At 71.5% G+C, this 21522-nt stretch carries 18 protein-coding genes and 1 CRISPR repeat array; of the genes, 13 read left to right on the top strand and 5 right to left on the bottom strand.

Annotation, left to right across the window (positions count from 1 at the left end; translation table 11 throughout):
* Window positions 1-1037 (bottom strand): SPFH domain-containing protein (locus N869_RS05060; RefSeq protein ID WP_052105022.1); only part of this gene is annotated, 1037 nt, incomplete at its 3' end.
* 317 nt (window positions 1038-1354) lie between these two features.
* On the opposite strand from N869_RS05060, the gene N869_RS05055 reads away from it, so the two are divergent.
* Window positions 1355-1711 (top strand): MFS transporter, encoded by a 357-nt coding sequence (locus N869_RS05055; protein WP_035058702.1) that lies wholly within the window; start codon window positions 1355-1357, stop codon window positions 1709-1711.
* Here N869_RS05055 and N869_RS05050 read toward each other — a convergent pair.
* From N869_RS05050 to N869_RS05035, 4 genes are all read right to left on the bottom strand, one after another.
* Window positions 1697-3004: an MFS transporter gene (locus N869_RS05050; RefSeq protein ID WP_084136439.1), complete on the bottom strand. Its 1308-nt coding sequence runs from the start codon at window positions 3002-3004 to the stop codon at window positions 1697-1699. The genes N869_RS05055 and N869_RS05050 overlap by 15 nt on opposite strands.
* Before the next feature lie 431 nt (window positions 3005-3435).
* Entirely contained in the window at window positions 3436-3870 is a 435-nt protein-coding gene (locus tag N869_RS05045) for a hypothetical protein (RefSeq protein WP_035058699.1), read from the bottom strand.
* Window positions 3867-4280, bottom strand: a complete 414-nt coding sequence (locus N869_RS05040) for a hypothetical protein (protein WP_198025965.1) — start codon at window positions 4278-4280, stop codon at window positions 3867-3869. The genes N869_RS05045 and N869_RS05040 overlap by 4 nt, the downstream gene beginning before the upstream one ends.
* Window positions 4281-4380: 100 nt before the next feature.
* Window positions 4381-6021, bottom strand: a complete 1641-nt coding sequence (locus N869_RS05035) for a GH39 family glycosyl hydrolase (RefSeq protein ID WP_084136437.1) — start codon at window positions 6019-6021, stop codon at window positions 4381-4383.
* 182 nt (window positions 6022-6203) lie between these two features.
* On the opposite strand from N869_RS05035, the gene N869_RS05030 reads away from it, so the two are divergent.
* From N869_RS05030 to cas2e, 12 genes are all read left to right on the top strand, one after another.
* Window positions 6204-7271 carry a LacI family DNA-binding transcriptional regulator gene (locus tag N869_RS05030; RefSeq protein WP_035058698.1) on the top strand — a complete coding sequence of 356 codons (1068 nt, stop codon included), beginning with the start codon at window positions 6204-6206 and terminating at the stop codon, window positions 7269-7271.
* Between the two features lie 53 nt (window positions 7272-7324).
* Window positions 7325-8143: a DUF6671 family protein gene (locus N869_RS05025; RefSeq protein WP_232229613.1), complete on the top strand. Its 819-nt coding sequence runs from the start codon at window positions 7325-7327 to the stop codon at window positions 8141-8143.
* Window positions 8144-8170: 27 nt separating this feature from the next.
* The gene (locus tag N869_RS05020; protein ID WP_035058696.1) at window positions 8171-9154 is read left to right on the top strand and encodes an L-threonylcarbamoyladenylate synthase; all 984 of its coding nucleotides are present in this window, start codon (window positions 8171-8173) and stop codon (window positions 9152-9154) included.
* 127 nt (window positions 9155-9281) lie between these two features.
* Entirely contained in the window at window positions 9282-9776 is a 495-nt protein-coding gene (locus tag N869_RS05015; RefSeq protein ID WP_035058691.1) for a hypothetical protein, read from the top strand.
* 107 nt (window positions 9777-9883) lie between these two features.
* On the top strand, window positions 9884-12784 hold the full coding sequence (locus N869_RS05010; protein WP_052105019.1) for a CRISPR-associated helicase/endonuclease Cas3: 2901 nt from the start codon (window positions 9884-9886) through the stop codon (window positions 12782-12784).
* A gap of 61 nt (window positions 12785-12845) precedes the next feature.
* Complete coding sequence (gene casA / locus N869_RS05005) at window positions 12846-14480, top strand: type I-E CRISPR-associated protein Cse1/CasA (protein ID WP_035058690.1); 1635 nt, start codon at window positions 12846-12848, stop codon at window positions 14478-14480.
* Window positions 14477-15103, top strand: a complete 627-nt coding sequence (casB, locus tag N869_RS05000) for a type I-E CRISPR-associated protein Cse2/CasB (RefSeq protein WP_035058689.1) — start codon at window positions 14477-14479, stop codon at window positions 15101-15103. Before casA ends, casB begins: the two co-directional genes overlap by 4 nt.
* Window positions 15100-16266: a type I-E CRISPR-associated protein Cas7/Cse4/CasC gene (cas7e, locus tag N869_RS04995; RefSeq protein WP_035058683.1), complete on the top strand. Its 1167-nt coding sequence runs from the start codon at window positions 15100-15102 to the stop codon at window positions 16264-16266. The genes casB and cas7e overlap by 4 nt, the downstream gene beginning before the upstream one ends.
* Window positions 16263-16985 carry a type I-E CRISPR-associated protein Cas5/CasD gene (gene cas5e / locus N869_RS04990; RefSeq protein WP_035058682.1) on the top strand — a complete coding sequence of 241 codons (723 nt, stop codon included), beginning with the start codon at window positions 16263-16265 and terminating at the stop codon, window positions 16983-16985. The genes cas7e and cas5e overlap by 4 nt, the downstream gene beginning before the upstream one ends.
* Window position 16986: 1 nt before the next feature.
* Window positions 16987-17673, top strand: a complete 687-nt coding sequence (cas6e, locus tag N869_RS04985) for a type I-E CRISPR-associated protein Cas6/Cse3/CasE (protein WP_035058681.1) — start codon at window positions 16987-16989, stop codon at window positions 17671-17673.
* Window positions 17674-17676: 3 nt separating this feature from the next.
* Complete coding sequence (cas1e, locus tag N869_RS04980) at window positions 17677-18621, top strand: type I-E CRISPR-associated endonuclease Cas1e (protein ID WP_035058680.1); 945 nt, start codon at window positions 17677-17679, stop codon at window positions 18619-18621.
* Window positions 18621-18977 (top strand): type I-E CRISPR-associated endoribonuclease Cas2e, encoded by a 357-nt coding sequence (gene cas2e / locus N869_RS04975; RefSeq protein ID WP_232229614.1) that lies wholly within the window; start codon window positions 18621-18623, stop codon window positions 18975-18977. Before cas1e ends, cas2e begins: the two co-directional genes overlap by 1 nt.
* Window positions 18978-19021: 44 nt before the next feature.
* Window positions 19022-21491: a CRISPR direct-repeat array (repeat unit 28 nt; unit sequence GTCCTGTCCCCGCTCGCGGGGGTGATCC).
* Window positions 21492-21522 lie beyond the last annotated feature (31 nt).

Below are 21522 nucleotides of genomic sequence, written 5' to 3'. Positions count from 1 at the left end.
GCCTCGTACTTGCGGATCGCGGCGGTCTTGGCGGCCTCGGCCTCCTGCTCGGCGGCGTACTTGCGGGCGTCGGCCTCCTGCGCGGCCTCGTACTTGCGGGCCTCGGCGGGCTTGCGGACCTCGGTCAGGAGCTCCTGCTCGCGCAGCGCGGCGCGGCGCAGGGCGACCTGCTCCTGCTGCTCGAGCACGGACTGCTGGGCCTCGGCCTCGGCCTGGTCCTGCGCGGCTGCGGCCTCGGCCTGCGCCTGGGCGGTCTCCCGGGCGATCTGCGCGTTGCGCAGGGCGAGAGCCTTGTTCGACTCGGCGATCTGAACGGCCGACTCGTTGGACCGCTCGGTGCTCTCCTGCTGGGCCTGGGCCTCGGCGATCTCGGCGTCACGGGCGACGGCGGCGGCACGCGGGCGGCCGAGGTTGCGGATGTAGTCGCCGGTGTCGTCGACGGTCTGGATCTCGAAGTTCTCCAGCACCAGCCCACGCTCGGCGAGCATCGGCACGGCGATGTCCTTGACCTCCTTGGAGAAGTCCTGCCGTTCGTACAGGATCGACTCCACGGTGAGCGTGCCGGCGATGGTGCGCAGCACACCGACGAGCACCTCGCTGGTCTGCTGCTCGATGACGGCCTCCTGGCTGCGGCCGGCGAACCGCTGGGCGGCGGCCCGGACCATCCGCTCGGTGCCCCCGACCTTCACGACCGCGATGCTGCGCAGGGTGACCCCGACGCCGCTCTTGGTGGTGGCGTCCTCGGCGGTCACGGGGAAGCTCTGGGAGGCGAGGGACAGGCGGGCGACCTGCTCGAAGATCGGCTTGACGAACGTGCCGCCGCCGATGACGACCCGCTGGCCGGACAGGTCGGTGGTCTCGTCCCCGGTCTCCGGGTTGATCACCAGGGTGCCGCTCTTGCGGCCGGTGATGATGAGGGCCTCGTCCGGGGTGGCGATCTTGAACCGGACCTTGGCGTAGATGAGGCTGATGACGACCAGCACCACGGCGGCGACGACCGCCAGGGTGATGGTCAGGGCGGTGCCAACGAGCTCCACGGGGGCTCCTATGGTCGGGCCCTCATGGCGGAGGGCGGACGGTACCGGCGGGGCCCGGGGCGCCCGCGCGCGTGACGGCACCAAGGCACGCCCGCAGGCGGTCAGTGGTGATGGTCGAACTCTAGGGCGTCCGCACGTGCGCACGGGAGGGACGGTCGGGGCCTGTGCGCGGGCTGGGTGGCGGAGCCCGGAGGCAGTAGTCCAAAGAATCTAAAGGAATCTAAAGGAGGGGCCATGGCGCGTTGGCGGAATCCGTTCAAGCCCACGGCGGGCGCGACCCACCGCTTCTGGTCGGCCGGTTCCTGGACCGGCGACCCGTGACGTGCCTCGTCGCGGCGCTCCTCGGGCTGACGGCCGCCCAGGTGGGGCTGTGGGCGTTCGGCACCCACACCCCGCTGGTCGTGGTGTGCGTCGCGCTGACCGGCGGGTGCGTCGGGTCCCTGGGCGCCACTCTCATGCACCGGGGCCTGCAGGTCGCGCCCGGCAACACCGACATCGCGATGGCGGCCGTGAGCACGGCCTTCAACGTCGGGATCGCCGGGGGTGCGTTCCTCGGTGGTCGGGTCGTCGCCACGACGGGCGTGCAGCAGGTCCCGCTCATGGCGGCCACCTTGCTGGCTACCGCACTGCTCATCGTGCTCGCCGGCCGGTGCTCGACCTCACCGACGACCTGATCCGAGTGGGGCGATCGCCGCGGGGTCGTGCTGACGTCGCATGGCTGTCGCCAGCGGGCGGACCGCAGCCCCGGCGACCGCGAGGGCGGCGGCCAGCGCGTACCAGGCGCTCCCGCCGCCGGAGCCCACCATCCACGCGAACAGGATCGGCGCGACGATCATGCTGAGGTCGAGGCCCGTGCTGTGCACGCCCTGGTAGGCGCCCAGGTGATGACGCGGCGCGAGCCCGTAGACCAGCTCCCACGCCGAGGCCGCGTACCACACCTCGCCCGCGACGAGCAGGACGGCCATCACCGCGGCGAGGACGACGATCAGTGCGAGCGACGTCGTGCGGGACGCGAGGGGGAAGAACAGCACGGCACCGCCGAAGCACAGGCCTGCGCGACGTGAGTAGCGGGCGGCGTCGGCGATGGTCCGGACGCGTCGGGCCGCGGAGATCTGGAAGATGATCACGCCGACGGCGTGCGACACCATCGCCACGGAGACGATCCAGATCGGCATGGTCGGGGACGTGGTGACCTGCAGCGGCAGCGCCACGGCGATGACCGACACGTATGTCATGAGCACGGCGTTGACGAGTGTCAGCAGTACGAAGGGCCGGTTCCGCAGCGGGTTCGCGATGGCACCGGGCGCGGGATCGGGCGTGGTCTGTGTCCCGGCGCCCGTACCGCAGGCCGCGCGGAGGGTCTGCTCCGAGTGACGCTTCGCGGCAGCCACGAGGAGTCCCGCCACGACGAGGGTGATGGCCTCGCCGACGAAGCCCGCGTAGAACGCGACCGGCCGGCCGCTGGCGAGGATCAGGCCCCCGACACCGACGCCGCCGACCGTCGCGGCATTGGCCCAGGACTTCAGGACGGCCCGGTACGTCACCCGCTGCTCCAGGGGCACCTCACGCCCGATGAGTGCGTGCAACGTGGCGGCGCTGCCGCGGCCGCACGCGGTGAGGAGGCAGACCAGTGAGAGGGCGACCGGGAGCGGGACCACCACGAGGAGTGCGGTGGCCACGGCCATCGTCCCGACCAGCAGCGGGTAGAGACGGAACGGGTCCAGCCGGTCGGCCTGGCGTCCGAGGACGGGCCCGACGACGATCCCGCAGATCGCCGCGACGCTCATCGTCGTCGCTGCGGCGAAGGGGCTCGCCGACCTCACCTGGACCAGGTAGATCAGGAGCAGCGACGTGGAGATCCCCGTCCCGAACGACAGGATCGACAGCCCGACGGCTACGTTCCGTTGCAGCTTTCCCCGGCCGCGCATGGAGAAGCCCCTGAGCCACGACCGCAACACCGTGCTCATCGTGTGCCTCCCGTGTGAGCGACGGCGTGGGGCCGCGCCGGGTCGCGGCCGGGTGGACGAGGTGACGGCACCATTCTTCGTTCTCGACGAGTTCGAGCAGCGTGACGTCGCGCCCGGTCCGATCGAGGCCGTTCCTGGCCAGGTTCAGGTGCTCGCCGCGGTCGTTGTCATCGCCTTCCTCTTGGTGCAATCCGTCACAAGCGATGTGACGCACGAACATTATCGGCGTGGGCCTGTCCTGTCCGGGACCTTGGCCTCTTGCCGTGCAAGAGGAAACGCGCTTACAACAATGCGTGAGGAAAGGGCGTCGGGGAGGTGTTCAGAGCGCTTGTCGCGCGCGCTCGCCGCAGCTCTGTGTGCCCTCTCAGGGTGTGTGACGGACTTCGCGAGAGGGCGTCGGGAGAATGCGCGGGCGGTCGCTGCGAGGCCCGTCACGGATCGGGTGCGCCTCCTGACCAGATCCTGCCGAGCGTGGCCTTCGCGTCGTGCTCGTCCATCGCGCTGATCGCCTCGGCCGTGATCCCGGCGTCGAGCAGGTGCTGGACGAGCCATGCGGGTAAGGACCGGTCCGGTGTCTCCTCGCGGCTGCGGGCCGGGAGGGTGCCGTCCTGCACGCATGCCCAGAACTCGTCCTCGGTGACGTCGAGCTGGTCGCGGAGGATGTGCGAGGAGATCGACCTCCCGTAGGTCGTCCGGTCCACCGGGTGGGAGACCCTGGTGAGGAGGACCCTCCCGTCCGGGAGCGACAGCTCGAACGTGACGTGGTCCTGTCCGCGCCGGCCCCGTGCGCTCGTCCGCACCTCCCAGCCTTCCGTCTCGCAGAAGACGCGGTGGGTGTGCCGGTCACCGGGTGGGTGCTGGCTCACCGGCCGTCGCCGACGAGCCAAGCGCGGAGCTGGTCATCGCTGGAGAGTCTGACCAGGTTGACCAGGCCCCAGTTGTCCGCGTGGTTGGGTGCGCCGTAGAGGTGGTCCTCCCAGTCCTCCGCGTAGTCACGCAGCACCACGGTCATCTCGTCGACGGCGTCGGCGAAGGACGTCGCCTCCGCAGCGACGGGCACCCCGGGGATGAAGACGGCGAACGCGCCGTCCTCCATGACCACCCGTGCGCGCGGCTGGACGGTGGCGTCCAGGAACCGGCGCAGCTGCTCGCCCGAGACGACCGCCGAGAGCTGGTCCCCGCGGGTCACGGTCACCATCCGGCCGGACCCGGCCACGTCCAGGATCGGCTTCAGGTGGTCCCGCGCGTCGCGGAAGCCGGTGTAAGCGGTGTTCACACCCGAAGCGTACGCCGCGTACATCGCGTACACAACGGTTGCTGCAGCGTGCCACACCTCCTGTTCACCGCCGAGTCGGCGCCTGGTGCGTGGGCGCAGGTCAGGTGCGGCCGGCGGCGGTGAGCGACATGACGGCCCAGGGCGCGAGCTCGACGTCGATGTCGAGGACCCCGCGGTCGTCGGCGGTCAGCTCGGTGCGGTGCAGGTCGTCCGCGACGGCGCGCAGCGTCTCGGCCTGCCGGGGGGTGAGGTTCAGGGGGGCGCCCATCTGGTGCCACGCCTCGGCGACGTTCCCGTGGTCCCAGTCCAGGACCTCCACCGTGTACCGGCTGCCGGGGGGAAGGCCCTGGACGCGGTGCTCGACGCGGTGGACGGGCCCGACCCGCGCCAGGTGCCGGGTCTCGGGGTAGGTGTTCGCCGAGCCGATGCCCTGGCGGCCCATGCCGTGCGGGTAGTTCAGGAACAGGGCGCTGAGCGCACCGGTGTCACCGGACCGGGTGATCACCCCGTCGGGGCCCTGGTGCAGCAGCTGGTCCCCGAGCCCGGCGAGCATCCTCATCGCGTGGAACGTGGGCTTGTGGATGCCCTGCTCGTTGACGAGCCCGAACCCGCCGTGGAACGGGCCGATGCCCCCGCCGCCCTCCTCGAACACGTCGGTGAACGTCCAGTAGGAGACGGAGTCGGCCAACGGTGCGGCGTTGAGGTAGGCGCGGGCGATGTAGGTGGCGGCGAACACGGTGTCGTGCATGAAGTCGCGGCTGGACGGTGAGCTGGACCACTCGGTGATGTGCAGCTCGGCGTCGGGGAACGGGCTGGCGGCGATGACCTCCCGCATGTGGAGCAGGTCCTGCTGGGTGGCGTCGACGTGCCGTTGGATGGCCCGGCCGTTGCCACCGGCGTCGAACGCGTAGTCGGTGGGGTACAGGTGCGTGGACAGGAAGTCCAGGGGGACGTCCCGCTCGGCGCACCAGCTGATCAGCTCGTGGATCCACACCGGCCGCCAGTCCAGGGCGTCGGGGTCGGGGGCCTCGGCGGTCGCGACCTCGGCGGACTTGTCCTGCGTCTCACCGGCGTACCGGGCGTCGGGCACGAACACGCTGGACGAGGGTCCACCGACCTTCAGGGCCGGGTCCACGGCCTTGACCGCCCGCGCGGTCGCCTCGTACAGCTCGAAGTACTCGGTGCGGGTCCCGGTCCAGAAGTGCGGCACCAGGTTCGGTTCGTTCCACACCTCGAACGGCCAGGTCCGGACCTCGTCGATCCCGTACCGGTCGACCCAGTGGCGGACGGTGGTGGTGACGAGCTCGACCCAGCGGCCCATGTCGTTCGGGGGGCTGCAGTGGGCCTTCCACCAGAACAGGGTCTCGGTCTGGGTGGCGAGCTCGCGGGGCATGAAACCGAGTTCGACGAACGGCCGGGCACCGGCCTGGAGGATCGCGTCGAACACCTTGTCGACGTAGGCGAAGGTGTAGACCGGCTCGGGCAGGGGGGTGGGTGGCCCGAACCCCCCGCCGTTGCTGGTGCGGTACACGAACATGTCGTCGTGGAACACCCCGTGGAAGCGGACGTACCGCACGCCCAGCACGTCCACCGCCTCGCGGAAGTGGGCCTGCCAGTCGGCGCGCAGGGCCTCGTTGGCCCGGCCGGCGCCCACGCACCAGCTCCACACGTGCCGCAGCTCGCGGACCGTCGGTTCCCGCCCGTCGACCAGCAGGGCGGGCGGGGTTGCAGGGTGGGCCACGTGATCTCCTTCGATCGGGTGTCATGACACGACGTGAGGCGAAATAGTTTCGCAACGCGTGTCGCCGCGCTCACGCTAGATCATCGGGCGCCCGATGCGGAAGGGGGTGCGTGCCAGAAGTTGTGCGCGAATCAACCCGGCACGTGAGATCGAAACAATTTCGATCACGGTAGGATCAGGGCGTGCCCACCCCGACGCCCAGCCCGCGCGCGACCCTCGCCGACGTGGCCCGCGCCGCCGGGGTGTCCAAGGCCACCGTCTCCAAGACCCTCAACGGCCGCGACGACGTCGCCACCACCACCCGCGAACGCGTCCTGGCCGCCGTCGCCGAGATCGGCTACCGCCCCACCACCCACCCGGTCCCACCGGGCACGGCGCGCGCGCTCGCGGTCGTGTTCGACATCCCGGCCTCGCCGTACATCATGAACGTGCTGCAGGGTGTGCTGTCGTCGACCACCGACGCCGACATGGACCTGCTGGTGCGACTGGCCCCGGACCTGGCCGCCCGCACCCAGCGCACCGCCGCGCACGCGTGGGTGGCCGCCCAGCGCGACGCCGGGGTGGCGGGCATCATCGGGCTGACGTTGTCCGAGCCGGACGCACTGCTGGACGCCGCCGCCGAGGCCGGGGTCCCGTTCGTCATGGTCGACCCCATCGACACCCGCCACCGGCGCATGGTCAGCGTCGGGTCCAGCAACTGGGCCGGCGCCCGGGCGGCGGCCACGCACCTGATCTCCCTGGGGCACCGGCGCATCGCGTGGATCGGCGGCCCCGAGAGCTCGGCTGCGGCCCGGGACAGGTTCCACGGGTACCGGGCGGCCCTGGACTCCGCGGGCATCGAGCTCGAGCGGGACCTGGTGCGCTCCGACCAGTTCGACGTCGCCGCCGGCTCACGGCACGCACGTGACCTGCTGACCCGGCCCGACAGGCCCAGCGCGATCATGGCCGCGGACGACGAGATCGCCGTCGGTGTCCTGGCGACCGCCCACGAGCTCGGCATCGACGTCCCCTCGGCGCTGAGCGTCATCGGGTTCGACGACACCCCGCAGGCGGCGTGGACCACCCCGCCGCTGACCAGCGTCCACCAGCACCTGGAGGGCATGGGTCGGATGGCCGTGCAGACGGCCCTGACCATGGCGTCCGGGGTGCGGCCCGCCTCACGTCACGTCGAGCTCGCCACCACGTTGACCCTGCGGGCCACCACGGGGCCGGGCCCGCACCACGTCGAGAGCGCGGCGGCACACCGATGACCAGTACGAGCACCGGGCCCCGGGCGGGTACTAGCCCGTACGCTGGCCACGTCGTGGCCCTGCTGACCCAGCACGGCAAGGAGCGCGTCATCGGCCCCGAGCTCCGTGCGGTCCTGGGCTGCGAGGTCAGTCGCGTCGACGGGTTCGACACCGACCAGCTGGGCACCTTCACCCGGGACGTGCCACGGGCCGGCACCCAGCTGGAGGCCGCGCGCCGCAAGGCCACGATCGGCATGGAGCTGGCCGGGCTGCCCCTGGGGGTCGCGAGCGAGGGGTCCTTCGGCAGTGACCCGTTCACCGGGATGCTGGCGTGGAACACCGAGATGGTCCTCTGGCGTGATGCCGGACGTGACCTGGAGGTCGTCGGCGTCGCGCAGGGCACCGCCCGCTTCACGCACGTGACGGCCACGGACTGGGCCGCGGTCGAGGCGTTCGCCCCGCGCGCCGGGTTCCCCGACCACCACCTGGTGGTGCGCCCCGACGGGGAGTCCGGGCCCCACCCCCGCAAGGGTTTGGGCACGTGGGAGCAGCTGAGGGAGGCGTTCGAGGACGCGAAGGCGGAGTCGACGGGCGGTCAGGTGTTCGTCGAGAACGATCTGCGTGCCCACGCCCACCCCTCGCGGATGGAGAACATCCGCCTCGCGACCGCCGACCTCGCCGCACGGCTGGCGTCCACGTGCCCACGGTGCACGACGCCTGGCTTCTGGGTGGTCGACCGGGTGCCCGGGTTGCTGTGCGAGCTGTGCGGCACCGCGACCCGTCAGCCCGTCGCCGACGTCCACGGCTGCCTCAGGTGCGACCACCGTGACACCCGCCCGCGGCCCGGCCCGGCCCGTGCGGACCCCGCGACCTGTGACTACTGCAACCCTTGATGCCTGGAGCACGGAACGGAGGTGACCATGACCCTGCTCGGACCCGGACCCGCTGACGTCCGCACCGCCGCTGAGGCCCTGCGGCGCGGCGGCCTCGTCGCGTTCCCCACCGAGACCGTCTACGGCCTGGGTGCCGACGCCTCGGACTCGGACGCCGTCGCGAAGATCTTCGCCGCGAAGGGCCGCCCCGCCGACCACCCCGTCATCGTCCACCTCGGTGCCGCCGACGCGCTCACCGACTGGGCGCAGGACGTCCCGGACGTGGCGTGGGCGCTGGCCGAGAGGTTCTGGCCCGGACCGTTGACGTTGATCCTGCGGCGCGGTGCGCACGTGCCGTTGGCGGTCACCGGCGGGCAGGACACCGTCGGGCTGCGGGTGCCCGCCCACCCTGTGGCGCTGGACCTGTTGACGGAGTTCGGTGGGGGGCTGGCGGCCCCGTCGGCCAACAGGTTCGGGCGCGTGAGCCCCACGACGGCCGCGCACGTGCTCAGCGAGCTCGGGACGGTCGTGGACCACGTGGTCGACGGCGGCCCGTGCACCGTCGGCCTGGAGTCCACGATCCTGGACCTCACCGGTAACCGGCCCCGGTTGCTCCGCCCCGGCGGGCTCACCCGGGCGGACCTGTCCGAGGTGCTCGGCGACGAGCCGCAGACCCCCCAGGCCGGTGGTCCCCGCGCCCCGGGCCGGCTGGAGTCCCACTACGCACCTACGACCCCGCTGCAGGTCGTACCGGCCGACGACGTCGGAGCGGTGGTGCGCGCGTGCACGACGTCCGGGCGTACCGCCGCGGTCCTGTCCCTCGCGCCGCCCGACGGGGAGCAACCCGGGGTGCGGTGGGTGACGATGCCCAACGGTTCCCGCGAGTACGGGCAGGTCCTCTACGCCCGCCTGCGCGAGGCGGACACGTGGAGGCGCGACCTGCTCGTGGTCGAACGCCCGCCCGTGACGCCCGCCTGGGAAGCCGTCCACGACCGATTGGGACGCGCCGCGGCCGACCGGCCCACGACCTGACCCCGTGCGTCCGCTGTCCCGTGACCAGCACGTACACGAGCTCCTCGGCTGCGGCTCGAGGTGAGGAGGCCCCGGACTGATGGGAGCGGCAAGGCGAGGCACGGGGGCGTGGTCCGCATCGGTCGCGATGGCACTGACCGTGATGGTCTCGGGCTGCTCGAGCGAACCGGCGGGTCGTTTCGAGGACGGTGCGGCGCAGTTCACGGTGACGTACCGGCCTGGCCCGGGGGCCGCGCCGGTGTCGGTGGACGTGCAGATGGACGGCACCGACTGCCACGTCTCGGGCGGCACGACGAGCTTCGGTGAGGACGTGGCCCCGTCGGCTCGTGCCGAGCACATGGAAACCGCAGCCGAGGACCTTCACGCGCCCATCGGGTACTACGCAGGAGCGGTGTCGGGCATGGTCGACACCGACCGAACCGGCCTGTCGATCGTCCTTCCCGACGGCTACCTGTTCGTCTCTCGTCGTGACTTCGCGATGGCCGACGGGGCGTTCGAGGTGACGGACCACGTCGGCTGGGTGACGACCGGGGGAGTCCACTCGGCGTCGCTCGTCACCGACGACCAGGCCCAGGCAACGGGGTCGTTCACCTGCGGGTCCGTGGGCGGCCGGGCCGACTGAGGGCGCGGGTCCGCTTCGCGGAGAGGCTCCCGGAATGCGACTGGGCCATCCGGGTGAACCTCGCCTGATCGCCCCCGGGCGCGCGCATGGTTCCCTACGTTGGCGGTGTGACGTTCGGGGGCGAACACACCGCCGGCGTTCCGGAGGCAGCACCGGGTGCGCCGCCGGACGCTCTGGCCGTGGTGTGGGCGAAGTCGTGGCCGCAGGGCCAGCCACCCGAGCTGTGGCTGCCGCTGTGGCAGCACCTGGACGACACGGCCGATGCCGCAGGGCTCCTGTGGGATCAGTGGGTTCCCCCGGCCGTCCGGGCCGTGGTCGGTGAAGCACTGCCCGACGGTGAGGCCGACGGCCGCCGACTTGTTCGATGGCTCGCCGGGGTCCACGACGTCGGCAAGGCGACCCCGGCCTTCGTGGTCCAGGTCGACGCACTCGCCAACCGGGTGATCAGGGCCGGGCTGGCGATCGGGCCGATGGTGAGGAACGATCGCGCCGCGCTCCGCCACGAGATCGCGGGGGCCGCGATCGTGGACCGGTGGCTCGCTGAACGAGTGGGTCTCCCGCGGGTGGCGCGACGCCAGTTCACGAGCGTCGTCGCAGGCCATCACGGTTCTTTCCCGCTGCTCAGCACCGTCCAGGACGCCCCGGACCGTCGACACCTGATCGGCGACCAGGCCTGGGAGGCGGTGCAGGCGGCACTGCTGGACCGCGTCGCCGAGCGCACCGGTGCGCAGGAGAGGTGGCCGGAGTGGGCGGCGGTGAAGCTCCCGCAGCCCGTCCAGATGCTCGCGACGGGCCTGGTCGTGATGGCCGACTGGATCGCCTCGGGAGAGGCCTTCCCGCTGCACCCGCTGGCGTCGGTCCCTGCGCTGCCGCCGGCATCCGACCACGCGTCGCTACGCGCGCAGATGGCCTGGCGGGACGTGGACCTGGGGGACCGTTGGCGACCGCACCCGGTGCCCACCGACCCCCTCGACCGCTTCACCGACCGGTTCGGGTGGCGGCCCCGCCCGTTGCAGGCAGCCGCAACGGAGTTGGCCACCACGATGGAAGCACCGGGCCTGATGGTCATCGAGGCGCCCATGGGGGTGGGGAAGACCGAGACTGGGTTCATGGCCGCTGAGGCGCTCGCCGCCCGGACCGGCGCCGCGGGGTGCTTCGTCGCGCTCCCCACCCAGGCGACGTCGAACGCCATGTTCGGGCGGATGCTCGCCTGGATGTCGCGGCTGCCGGACGCCGCGGGCGCCGAGCGGCAGTCGGTGTCGCTCGTCCACGGGAAGGCATCGCTGAACCAGGAGTACCGGTCCCTGCGTCTCGGGCGCACTCACGCGCCGGTCTACGACGACCCCCACGCCGAGGGGGTCCCACGTCTGCGGGCGACCGTCCACGAGTGGATGAGTGGACGGAAGAAGGCCGCCCTCGCCTCGTTCGCCGTCGGGACGATCGACCAGGTCCTCTTCGACGCACTCAGGGCCCGGCACATCATGCTCAGGCAGCTCTCCCTCGCGGGGAAGGTCGTCATCATTGACGAGGTCCACGCGGCCGACGTGTACATGTCCACGTTCCTCGACCGGGCCCTGGAGTGGCTCGCCGCCACCGGGACCTCGGTCGTGCTCCTCTCGGCGACCTTGCCTGCGAGCCGTCGCCGTGACCTCTCTCTCGCCTACGCCAGGGGTCGAGCGATCGCGGAAGGGCGCACCACGTCCGTCGACGCCGAGGCCACCGCGGTCCTCGACGGGCACATCGGATACCCCGCCATCGTCACCTCGGGGTACGACCGGCCCCTGGTGCACGTCGTACCGGACGACGGGACCACGGCCCGAGTCGCGGTCAGGCGGCTCGACGACGACCTGCCCGCACTCATCGAGATGCTGACGCACCAGCTCGCGGACGGCGGCTGCGCCGTGGTGATCCGCAACACCGTGCGCAGGGCGCAGGAGACGGCCGCCGCCCTGGCCGCCGTCTTCGGTGAGGACGACGTGACGGTCGCCCACGCACAGTTCCTCTCCGTCGACCGCGCCGCCAACGACGCCGCGCTCCTGGCGAGGTTCGGTCCACCTGACGACGCCGTGGCACGCCCCTCACGTCACGTGGTGGTGGGTACCCAGGTGGTCGAGCAGTCCCTCGACGTCGACTTCGACCTGATGGTCACCGACGTCGCGCCCGTCGACCTCGTCCTCCAACGGATCGGACGGCTGCACCGCCACCGACGAGGGCCGGGCGAGTCGCAACGCCCGGAGCGGGTGCGCACCGCAGCGTGCTACATCACGGGGGTCGACTGGACCGGTGAGACTCCGGGCCTCGACCGCGGCGCCGTCGCGGTGTACCGGCGTTGGCCGCTCCTGATGGCCCTCCACGTGCTTCAACCGCACCTCGACGGTGCGGACCTCGAGCTCCCCACCGCCATCTCCCCACTGGTCCAGGCGGCCTACGGTGACCTGGACACGCCTCTGCAGTGGCAGGAGGTCGTGGAGTCCGCTCGGCAGGACTACGCCGACGAGCAGGCGGAGCGGCACGAACGGGCCAAGAACTTCGCCCTTCCACCCGTGGGGCCACACGGGCGCGACCTGTACAACCTCTCCCACACCGGGGCCGGTGACCTTGACGAGGACTCACCCGCAGGTCAGGCGTGCGTCCGCGACGGCGGGGAGTCGTTGGAGGTCGTGGTCGTCCAGCACGGCCGTGACGGGGTCGACCGGGTCCCTGACTGGGTCGACGGAGGCGGTGAACCGCTGCCGCTGCGGCACGTTGAGCTCCCGTGGGACCACGCACGGCTCCTCGCCGGGTGCACGCTCCGGCTCCCGCGGGCCCTGACGCACCCGGGTGTCATCGAGCAGGTCATCAGCGACCTCGAGCGGAACTGGTTCGAGGGCTGGCAACGCTCCCCGTTCCTCTCCGGTCAGCTGGCCCTCGTCCTCGACGACGACCGCCGGGCGACCCTCGCCGGTCACGACCTCCACTACGACACCCGTCGTGGACTGGTCCTCGGGCGCACGAACGGGCGGCAGTGATGTCACACCGGACCGGCAGAGTGAGCGAACCGGGTCGACGGTGACCCTGAGAGGCGGACGCATGAGCACCAGCACGAGCGGGTTCTCGCTGATCGACGAGCCCTGGGTGCTCGTCCGGACACGAGAGGGCTCGACCGACGAGGTCTCCTTGCGTGAGCTGTTCGCCCGCGCGCCCGCGCTCGCCGAGGTCGTGGGTGATCTGCCGACGCAGGCGTTCGCGATCCTGCGACTGGCGCTGGCGGTGGTGCACCGCGCGGTCGACGGACCACGGGACGAGTACCACTGGCAGGAGCTCTGGGACTCGGGGTCGCCACCGATGGACCTGGTCGACGCCTACCTGGACCGGTTCCGGGACCGGTTCGACCTCTTCCACCCGCGCACCCCCTTCTTCCAGGTCGCGGACCTGCAGACGGCGAAGGGCGGGTTCTCGGGCCTGGAGAAGCTCATTGCGGACGTCCCGGCCGGGAGCCAGCTCTTCACCTCCCGCGCGGGGCAGGGCCTGGAGCGCCTCTCGCCGGCCGAGGCTGCACGCTGGTTGGTCCACCTCCAGGCGTTCGACATCTCCGGGATCAAGTCCGGCGCCCTCGGCGACCCGCGCGTCAAGGGTGGAAAGGGTTACCCGATCGGTGTCGGGTGGACGGGGAACATCGGTGGCCTGGCCGTCCAGGGTGACGACCTGTGGCGCACGGTGCTCCTGAACCTGGTCGCGCACGACCAACCCGTCCTCGCGGACTTCTCTCCGTCGGATGCTCCCGCGTGGGAGAGGCCACCGGACACGGCGGCGGAGGACCCCGACCTCGCATCACGGCCCGCCGGCCCCACGGACCTGTACACCTGGCAGAGCCGACGCGTCCTCCTTCAGGGCGGGACCGACGGGGTCACGGGCGTCCTCGTGGCGAACGGCGACAAGCTCACCCCCCAGAACCGGTGGCGTGCCGAGCCCATGACTGCATGGCGGCGCAGCGCACCTCAGGAGAAGAAGCTCGGCCTGCCGCTGGTGTACATGCCACAGGAGCTCGACCCGTCACGAGCCTTGTGGCGTGGCTTGTCGTCGCTGCTCCCGGCGGTCGCGCCGCGGGGCAAGGCCGACGGCGGGGAACCTCACGTCACCGCTGGTGTGGTGGCGTGGGCGGCGCAGGTGCTGGAGCGCCGGAGCCGGGTGACGGTCCACGCGACGGGCATGCAGTACGGAACCCAGAACGCCATGGTCGACGAGATCGTCGACGACCGGCTCCGGCTCTCGGTCGCGGTGCTCGCCGTCCACGACCCGGCGCTCCCGCAGGCCGCGCTCGATGCGATCAACGCCGCCGAGGAGGGGGTCAAGGCGGTTCAGCGGCTGGCTGCCGACCTGGCCCGCGCCGCAGGCGCAGGTGACGACCTGGCGAAGGCCGCTCGCGCGAGGGTGGCCGAGCAGGCGTACGCGGGCCTCGACGCGCCGTTCCGCTCCTGGCTGGGCTCCCTGGACGACGGGACGGACCCGGAGAGCGCGCGAGTCGGGTGGCACGTGACGGCCCGCCGGCACCTGCACCGTCTGGGTGATGACCTGGTGCACGCAGCCGGGCCTGCGGCGTGGGTCGGCCGGGAGGTGATGGGCGGGCGTGTCAGCACCCCGCAAGCAGATGGGCGGTTCCGGCGGGCGCTGATGGAAGCGCTACCGGTTCCGGAGGAACGTCCAACGGAGGAGGTCGGCGCATGACAGCAGGGGAGCACGGCGCAGAAGGCGGGTCCGTCAGCACTCGGGACTTCGTGACGCGGCAGGTCGGCCGCATCCAGGCGGGCTACATGCGGCGCCCGCAGCAGCCGTGGGCTCGAGCGGCCTTGGCGCAGCTGCGGCGAGGGGTGGGCCGCGAGGTGGGTGCCGTCCCGGAGATCCTCGAGCTGACGGTGAACCCTGGCGCCCCGGTGTCGGGGTCGGAGGCGCCGACGCCGGAGGAGAACGCGATCCATCTGGCGTTGACGTTGTACGCGGTGCACCAGCAGTCGCAGTCCTCGCCCATGCACGTACCCGGGGTGAGCTTCGGGACTGCGGTCGGCTCCATCCGCTTTCGTGACGGGCGCGAGAACCCGGGGGTGGTTCGCCGGTTCCAGGCCATGGGTACCTCCGTGGGCCTCGGGGAGGCCGCCCACCATGCCCGGACCCTCGTCGCGCTCCTGCGGAGCGCGGGGCGCGGTCTGGACTACGGGCGGTTCGCCGAGGACCTCGCTGCGTTCCAGCTCCCGTGGCGCGCCGACGGTGTGCGCCTTCAGTGGGGGCGCGACTTCTACCGGGTCAGCCCGGCTCCCTCGATCACCACGTCACCAACGGAGGACCTGTCATGACCCGCACGATCGTCGACGTCCACATCTTGCAGTCCGTGCCGCCCAGCAACATCAACCGGGATGACACCGGCAGCCCCAAGACCGCGATCTACGGGGGAGTTCGACGTGCCCGGGTGTCCTCACAGGCGTGGAAGCGCGCGACACGGTTGGCGTTCGACTCGCTCCTGGACCGGTCGGAGCTCGGGGTCCGCACCAAGCGTGTGGTCGAGCTGGTCGTCGAGCGCGCCACGGAGCTCGACCCGTCGGTGGCCGAGAACGCCGCGGACCTGGCTGCGTCGGTGGTGCGTTCGACGGGGTTGAAGCTGGAGAAGGTCACCCGGACCAAGAGCAGCGGTGCCGAGTCGGTGAACGCCGAGACCGGCTACCTGGTGTTCGTGTCCAGGCTGCAGGTGGACCGCCTCGCTCGCGCGGTTCTGGAGATCGCGGCGGCCGACGACCCGGACGCGGCGCTCAAGGCGCTGAAGGGCAAGTCGCTCCTCGACACGGCGCACTCGGTGGACCTGGCGCTCTTCGGTCGCATGGTCGCTGATGTCTCGGACCTGAACGTCGACGCGTGCGCGCAGGTCGCGCACGCGCTGTCGGTGCACGCGGTGGACAACGAGTACGACTACTTCACCGCTGTCGATGACGTGAAGCAGCAGTCGGAGGACGAGGACGCCGGTGCGGGGATGATCGGCACGGTGGAGTTCAACTCCTCCACGCTCTACCGGTACGCGACTGTCGATGTGGATCGTCTGGCCGAGAGCTTGGGCGATGCGAGCGCGACCACTCGCGCCGTGCAGGCGTTCGTGCAGGCGTTCGCCGAGTCGATGCCGACCGGCAAGCAGAACACCTTCGCCAACCGGACGTTGCCCGATGCCGTCCTGGTGATGGTCAGGGACACGCAGCCGGTGAACCTCGTGGGGGCCTTCGAGGAGCCGGTGACAGCCGTGCGCGGGGAGCCGCGGCTGGGTGTCGCGGCCGCGCGGCTGGCGGATCGCGCCCGCGAGGTGGCGGACACCTTCGGACAGGTGCCCGTGGCGGGGTGGGCGGTGGCGCTCGGCAACGCGCGGCAGGGCCTGGAGGGTGCGGAGGGCGGTGCCGTCGGTGAGTGGACCACGCTGCCGGGACTGTACGAGCAGCTCGGGACCACCGTCGCAGGGCGCGTGGGGGACCTGCCGTGACCGTTCTGGCCCTCACGCTCGCCGGTCCGTTGCAGGCGTGGGGCAGCAGCAGCCGGTTCACGGCCCGGCGCACCGATGACGCCCCGACCAAGTCCGGGGTGGTGGGCCTGCTCGCGGCGGCCCGGGGCCTTCGGCGCACGGATCCGCTGGAAGAGCTCATGGACCTGCGTTTCGGGGTGCGGCTGGACCAGCCCGGGGACCTGGTCCGCGACTTCCAGACGGCGGTCCCGCTCGATGGCGGCAAGGCGATGCCCTTGTCTCACCGGTACTACCGGGCTGATGCGCGGTACCTCGTGGCGATCGAGGCCGCCGACTCGCTGGTGCAGGCATTGGTCGGGGCCCTGGCACGACCGGTGTTCCCCCTGTACCTGGGCCGCAGGTCGTGCCCGCCGAGCGAGCCCTTGGTCCCGCTCGTACGGGACGCCTCGTTGGAGAGCGCGCTGCTGACCGAGCCGTGGAGAGCCGCGCCGTGGTGGCGTCGCCGGCACCCCGACGGGTCTGCCCGTCTGGAGTTCCGCCTGGACGCCGTGGGGACCACGGGCGAGCTGGACGAGTTCGTGGAGGGCGAGTACGCCCAGCAGGACGCACCGGTGAGCTTCGACCCGCAGTACCGGCAGCACGGGTGGCGGAGCGTCCTCCACGGGTGGCTCCCGACCGAGGGGTCCACCGCCCCGTCGACCGCGCCGCTGCGCCATGACCCGTTCACGGTGGTGGGTTGAGATGTTCCTCTCTCGGATCCAGCTCAACCCACGACGTCGGGATGCGTGGCGGCTCCTCGGCAACCCTCAACGCATGCATGCCGCGGTGCTCGCAGGGTTCCCGGCCCCACCGACGGGAGACCGGGCCGGTGAGGCGCGCGTGCTGTGGCGCCTCGACGAGGACGAGGACCGCATCTACCTGTACGTGGTGAGCCCCGGTCAGCCGGACTTCGCGCACCTGGCGGAGCAGGCCGGGTGGCCGACCGTGGAGCGCGGCGGGAGCAAGCCCTACGGGCCGTTCCTGGACGGCCTGCGCGAGGGGCAACGATGGGCGTTCCGTCTGACGGCCAACCCGACGCGGTACGTGCCCGCCAAGGAGGGCGGCCGGGCGAAGCGCCTGGCGCACGTCACGGTGCGTCAGCAGGAGGACTGGCTCCTGGAGAAGGCGGGGTCGGCGGGCTTCCGCGTGACGGGGGCTCCGCTCGCATCCGCGACCGGGCCGGTCGATGTGCCCGAGGTCTCGGTGACCCGACGGACCACTCACAGGTTTGACCGGAGGGGTGCGCGTGCCCCGGTCACCATAGGTACGGCGCAGTTCGACGGGCGTCTGGAGGTCGTCGACCCTGATGCGCTGCGCCGGGCGATGACCACGGGCATCGGGGCGGCGAAGGCCTACGGGTGCGGACTCCTGACCTTGGTACCGGTGTGAACGATGGCCAAGATTCCGGGGACGCCTCCACCGAAGCTGTCTGAGCTGACCCGCGCGCAGGACCGGATCAGCTTCTTGTACCTCGAACGCTGTGTGGTGCACCGCGAGTCGAGCGCGGTCACGGCTACGGATGATCGCGGCACGGTGCACATCCCGGCCGCGTCACTGGGCGTACTGCTGCTGGGACCCGGTGTGCAGATCAGCCACCGCGCGATCGAGCTCCTGGCCGAGTCCGGCTCGACCACCGTGTGGGTGGGTGAACGTGGAGTCCGGTACTACGCCCACGGCCGTTCCTTGGCGCGCTCGTCCACGTTGCTCATGGCCCAGGCAGAGCTCGTGACGAACAGGACGTCGCGCCTGGGTGTGGCGCGCCGCATGTATGCGATGCGCTTCCCAGGTGAGGACACCTCCGGTCTGACCATGCAGCAGCTGCGGGGTCGTGAGGGGGCCCGGGTCCGCCGGTGCTACCGGGAGAACGCCGCTGCTCACGGGGTCGAGTGGGACCGCCGCACTTACGACCCGGACGACTTCGACTCAGGTGACCCGGTGAATCGGGCGTTGTCCGCAGCCCACACCGCCCTCTACGGCGTGGTGCACGCGGTGATCGTCGCGCTGGGGTGCTCCCCAGGGCTGGGTTTCATCCACACCGGGCACGTCCGGTCCTTCGTGTACGACATCGCCGACCTGTACAAGGTCGACCACTCGATTCCGTGCGCATTCGAGATCGCGGCGGGTGGGTTCGTCGACATCGGGGCCGAGACACGCCGTGCCATGCGGGACAGGTTCTACGACGGTGCTCTGCTCGAGAGGTGCGCGCGGGACATCCGCTGCCTTCTGCTGCCCGACGAGGAAGACAGCGAGGATCTTGGTGCGGACGTCGTCCGGTTGTGGGACGGGGGAACGGCTACGGTCGCCGGGGGCACCGCTTACGGGGAGCCGGACTGGTGATGGTCCTCGTCCTGACCGCATGCCCGGAACGGCTGCGCGGCCACCTCACCCGCTGGCTCATGGAAGTCTCGGCGGGCGTCTTCGTCGGCCACGTGACCAAGCGCGTCCGCACCCTCCTCTGGGCCCGCGTCACCGAGCTGATCGGAAGCGGCCGTGCTCTGCTGATCTACACGGCCCCCGGCGAGCAGAGACTCGCGGTCCTGACCCACGGCCACCACTGGGAGCCTGAGGACCACGAGGGCGTCGTCCTGATGCGTCGACCTCACGAGGACTCACCCGACGCACCGGGTCGCCCGAGCGGTTGGAGCGCAGCATCGCGCCGCAGGAAGTACGGGCGCCGCGTCGGCCCGAAGTGAAGCCAGAACGTTGCCACACCGGCCATCTATGCTGATCACCAAGTGTCCTGTCCCCGCTCGCGGGGGTGATCCGTCGCTGGCGGTCGGCACGGAAGCGGCCTCCGTGTCCTGTCCCCGCTCGCGGGGGTGATCCGTTCACCGGCTTACGGGCCGCATCCTGAATCGAGTCCTGTCCCCGCTCGCGGGGGTGATCCCGCTCCGCCTGCGTCGGGTCCGTCTCCACCAGCGTCCTGTCCCCGCTCGCGGGGGTGATCCGCGGTCGGTGAGTCCGAGTTCCCAAGCGAGGGCGTCCTGTCCCCGCTCGCGGGGGTGATCCCCACATCAGGTCTCCTCCGTGGGGTTGTAGTAGGTCCTGTCCCCGCTCGCGGGGGTGATCCGTTCTCGTCCACGAGCTTGCCCAGCGCGACCTTGTCCTGTCCCCGCTCGCGGGGGTGATCCCTCGTCGGGGTGGCAGGATTGGTTGCGGTTTGCGTCCTGTCCCCGCTCGCGGGGGTGATCCGGACCTCTACGGGCAGACCGAGGTCGAGGACGAGTCCTGTCCCCGCTCGCGGGGGTGATCCCGCCTCCGCGCGACGCTCAGCGAACACCTCACCCGTCCTGTCCCCGCTCGCGGGGGTGATCCACTGGGTCTTGATCGTCTCGATGTCGTGGGGGGTGTCCTGTCCCCGCTCGCGGGGGTGATCCCCCTTCCTCCCGCAGCTGGGAGATGGTGTGCGCGTCCTGTCCCCGCTCGCGGGGGTGATCCGAACCGGCGCATATCCGGCGGGATAGCCATCCCGTCCTGTCCCCGCTCGCGGGGGTGATCCTGCGGTGGGTGAGCCCGAGTTCCCAGGCGAGGGGTCCTGTCCCCGCTCGCGGGGGTGATCCCATACTGCCTCCGGGCATAGAGACACGTGAGGTGTCCTGTCCCCGCTCGCGGGGGTGATCCGTAACCGCCACCGAAGTACTGGCCGTTACCGTCGTCCTGTCCCCGCTCGCGGGGGTGATCCCACCGTCTCCCGCACAGGGGTGAACCCGGCCTCGTCCTGTCCCCGCTCGCGGGGGTGATCCCAAACGAACCACCACCCAACGCGGCTACGGCACGTCCTGTCCCCGCTCGCGGGGGTGATCCCACCATCCAGGCACCGGGCTGGTGGCTCGACCAGTCCTGTCCCCGCTCGCGGGGGTGATCCCGGCGGCGCCCCAACCGCGGGTAACCCAGGCGCGTCCTGTCCCCGCTCGCGGGGGTGATCCCGCGGCGGCCCGCCGGCATCTGGATTGGCTGTCGTCCTGTCCCCGCTCGCGGGGGTGATCCCCCGTGGGACCCGATGGAGAACAGTGCGGCTCAGTCCTGTCCCCGCTCGCGGGGGTGATCCGGGCGACAAAGACAGGGCCATCGGACTCGGACCGTCCTGTCCCCGCTCGCGGGGGTGATCCGGTTGTGCGGTCGGGGGCGCGGGACGCGGACGGGTCCTGTCCCCGCTCGCGGGGGTGATCCTCCGACGATGACGCAGGTGATGTAGGCGTTGTCGTCCTGTCCCCGCTCGCGGGGGTGATCCCCGGAGCCCGGCCTCCTCCGTGCCACCAGCAGCGTCCTGTCCCCGCTCGCGGGGGTGATCCGCCACCATCATCCAGAGGACGCTTCAACACCGCGTCCTGTCCCCGCTCGCGGGGGTGATCCCGTCGCCGCGCTGACGGGTGGGCACCGTGATGTGTCCTGTCCCCGCTCGCGGGGGTGATCCGTACACAGCCGCGCCCTGAGGGGTCTCGATCGTGTCCTGTCCCCGCTCGCGGGGGTGATCCCCTATGGATCAGGACGTCGGATAACCGGCCGCAGTCCTGTCCCCGCTCGCGGGGGTGATCCGCTTCGGACGACTGGATCGGGCCCCAGCACCTTGTCCTGTCCCCGCTCGCGGGGGTGATCCGGTCGGGCACACGGTCCACACCGAGGTCGTGCGGTCCTGTCCCCGCTCGCGGGGGTGATCCGCCGAACGCCAGCGAATCTCAGCACTAGCAGTAGTCCTGTCCCCGCTCGCGGGGGTGATCCCGATCTCGGCGTCTCCCAGCAGGAGCTGTTCGCGTCCTGTCCCCGCTCGCGGGGGTGATCCCCGGCGGGAGCGTGTGCGCCGCGCCGATGGGCGGTCCTGTCCCCGCTCGCGGGGGTGATCCGAAGCTCCGCCGCCGGTTCCGTCGCCTCACCGAGTCCTGTCCCCGCTCGCGGGGGTGATCCGCGCTCGCTGACCTGTTCGGGGACCTGTGATGGGTCCTGTCCCCGCTCGCGGGGGTGATCCGTACCTTCGGCTGACCGCCGACGCGGCGACGATGTCCTGTCCCCGCTCGCGGGGGTGATCCGGCTCGGTTCGACGAGTTCGCCTCCGGGGTGGGGTCCTGTCCCCGCTCGCGGGGGTGATCCGTACACCAGGGCGCTCCAGCGCGGCCTGGACCTGTCCTGTCCCCGCTCGCGGGGGTGATCCCCCCTCCGGCTCGGCCGGAGGTCGTGGGTTGCGGTCCTGTCCCCGCTCGCGGGGGTGATCCCCGCTCGAGGTACTCGCCGAGCTCGGACACT

Source organism: Cellulomonas bogoriensis 69B4 = DSM 16987, from assembly GCF_000767165.1.
Classification (GTDB): Bacteria; Actinomycetota; Actinomycetes; order Actinomycetales; family Cellulomonadaceae; genus Actinotalea; species Actinotalea bogoriensis.
This window is presented reverse-complemented; position numbering and strand designations above follow the sequence as displayed.

What these genes read in the sequence shown, in the direction of transcription:
- N869_RS05050 (WP_084136439.1), bottom strand. Translation starts at nt 3,004, where the DNA reads ATGAGCACGGTGTTGCGGTCGTGGCTCAGGGGCTTCTCCATGCGCGGC.
- N869_RS05020 (WP_035058696.1), top strand. Translation starts at nt 8,171, where the DNA reads ATGACCCTGCTCGGACCCGGACCCGCTGACGTCCGCACCGCCGCTGAG.
- N869_RS05015 (WP_035058691.1), top strand. Translation starts at nt 9,282, where the DNA reads ATGGCACTGACCGTGATGGTCTCGGGCTGCTCGAGCGAACCGGCGGGT.
- casA (WP_035058690.1), top strand. Translation starts at nt 12,846, where the DNA reads ATGAGCACCAGCACGAGCGGGTTCTCGCTGATCGACGAGCCCTGGGTG.
- casB (WP_035058689.1), top strand. Translation starts at nt 14,477, where the DNA reads ATGACAGCAGGGGAGCACGGCGCAGAAGGCGGGTCCGTCAGCACTCGG.
- cas7e (WP_035058683.1), top strand. Translation starts at nt 15,100, where the DNA reads ATGACCCGCACGATCGTCGACGTCCACATCTTGCAGTCCGTGCCGCCC.
- cas6e (WP_035058681.1), top strand. Translation starts at nt 16,987, where the DNA reads ATGTTCCTCTCTCGGATCCAGCTCAACCCACGACGTCGGGATGCGTGG.
- cas1e (WP_035058680.1), top strand. Translation starts at nt 17,677, where the DNA reads ATGGCCAAGATTCCGGGGACGCCTCCACCGAAGCTGTCTGAGCTGACC.
- cas2e (WP_232229614.1), top strand. Translation starts at nt 18,621, where the DNA reads ATGGTCCTCGTCCTGACCGCATGCCCGGAACGGCTGCGCGGCCACCTC.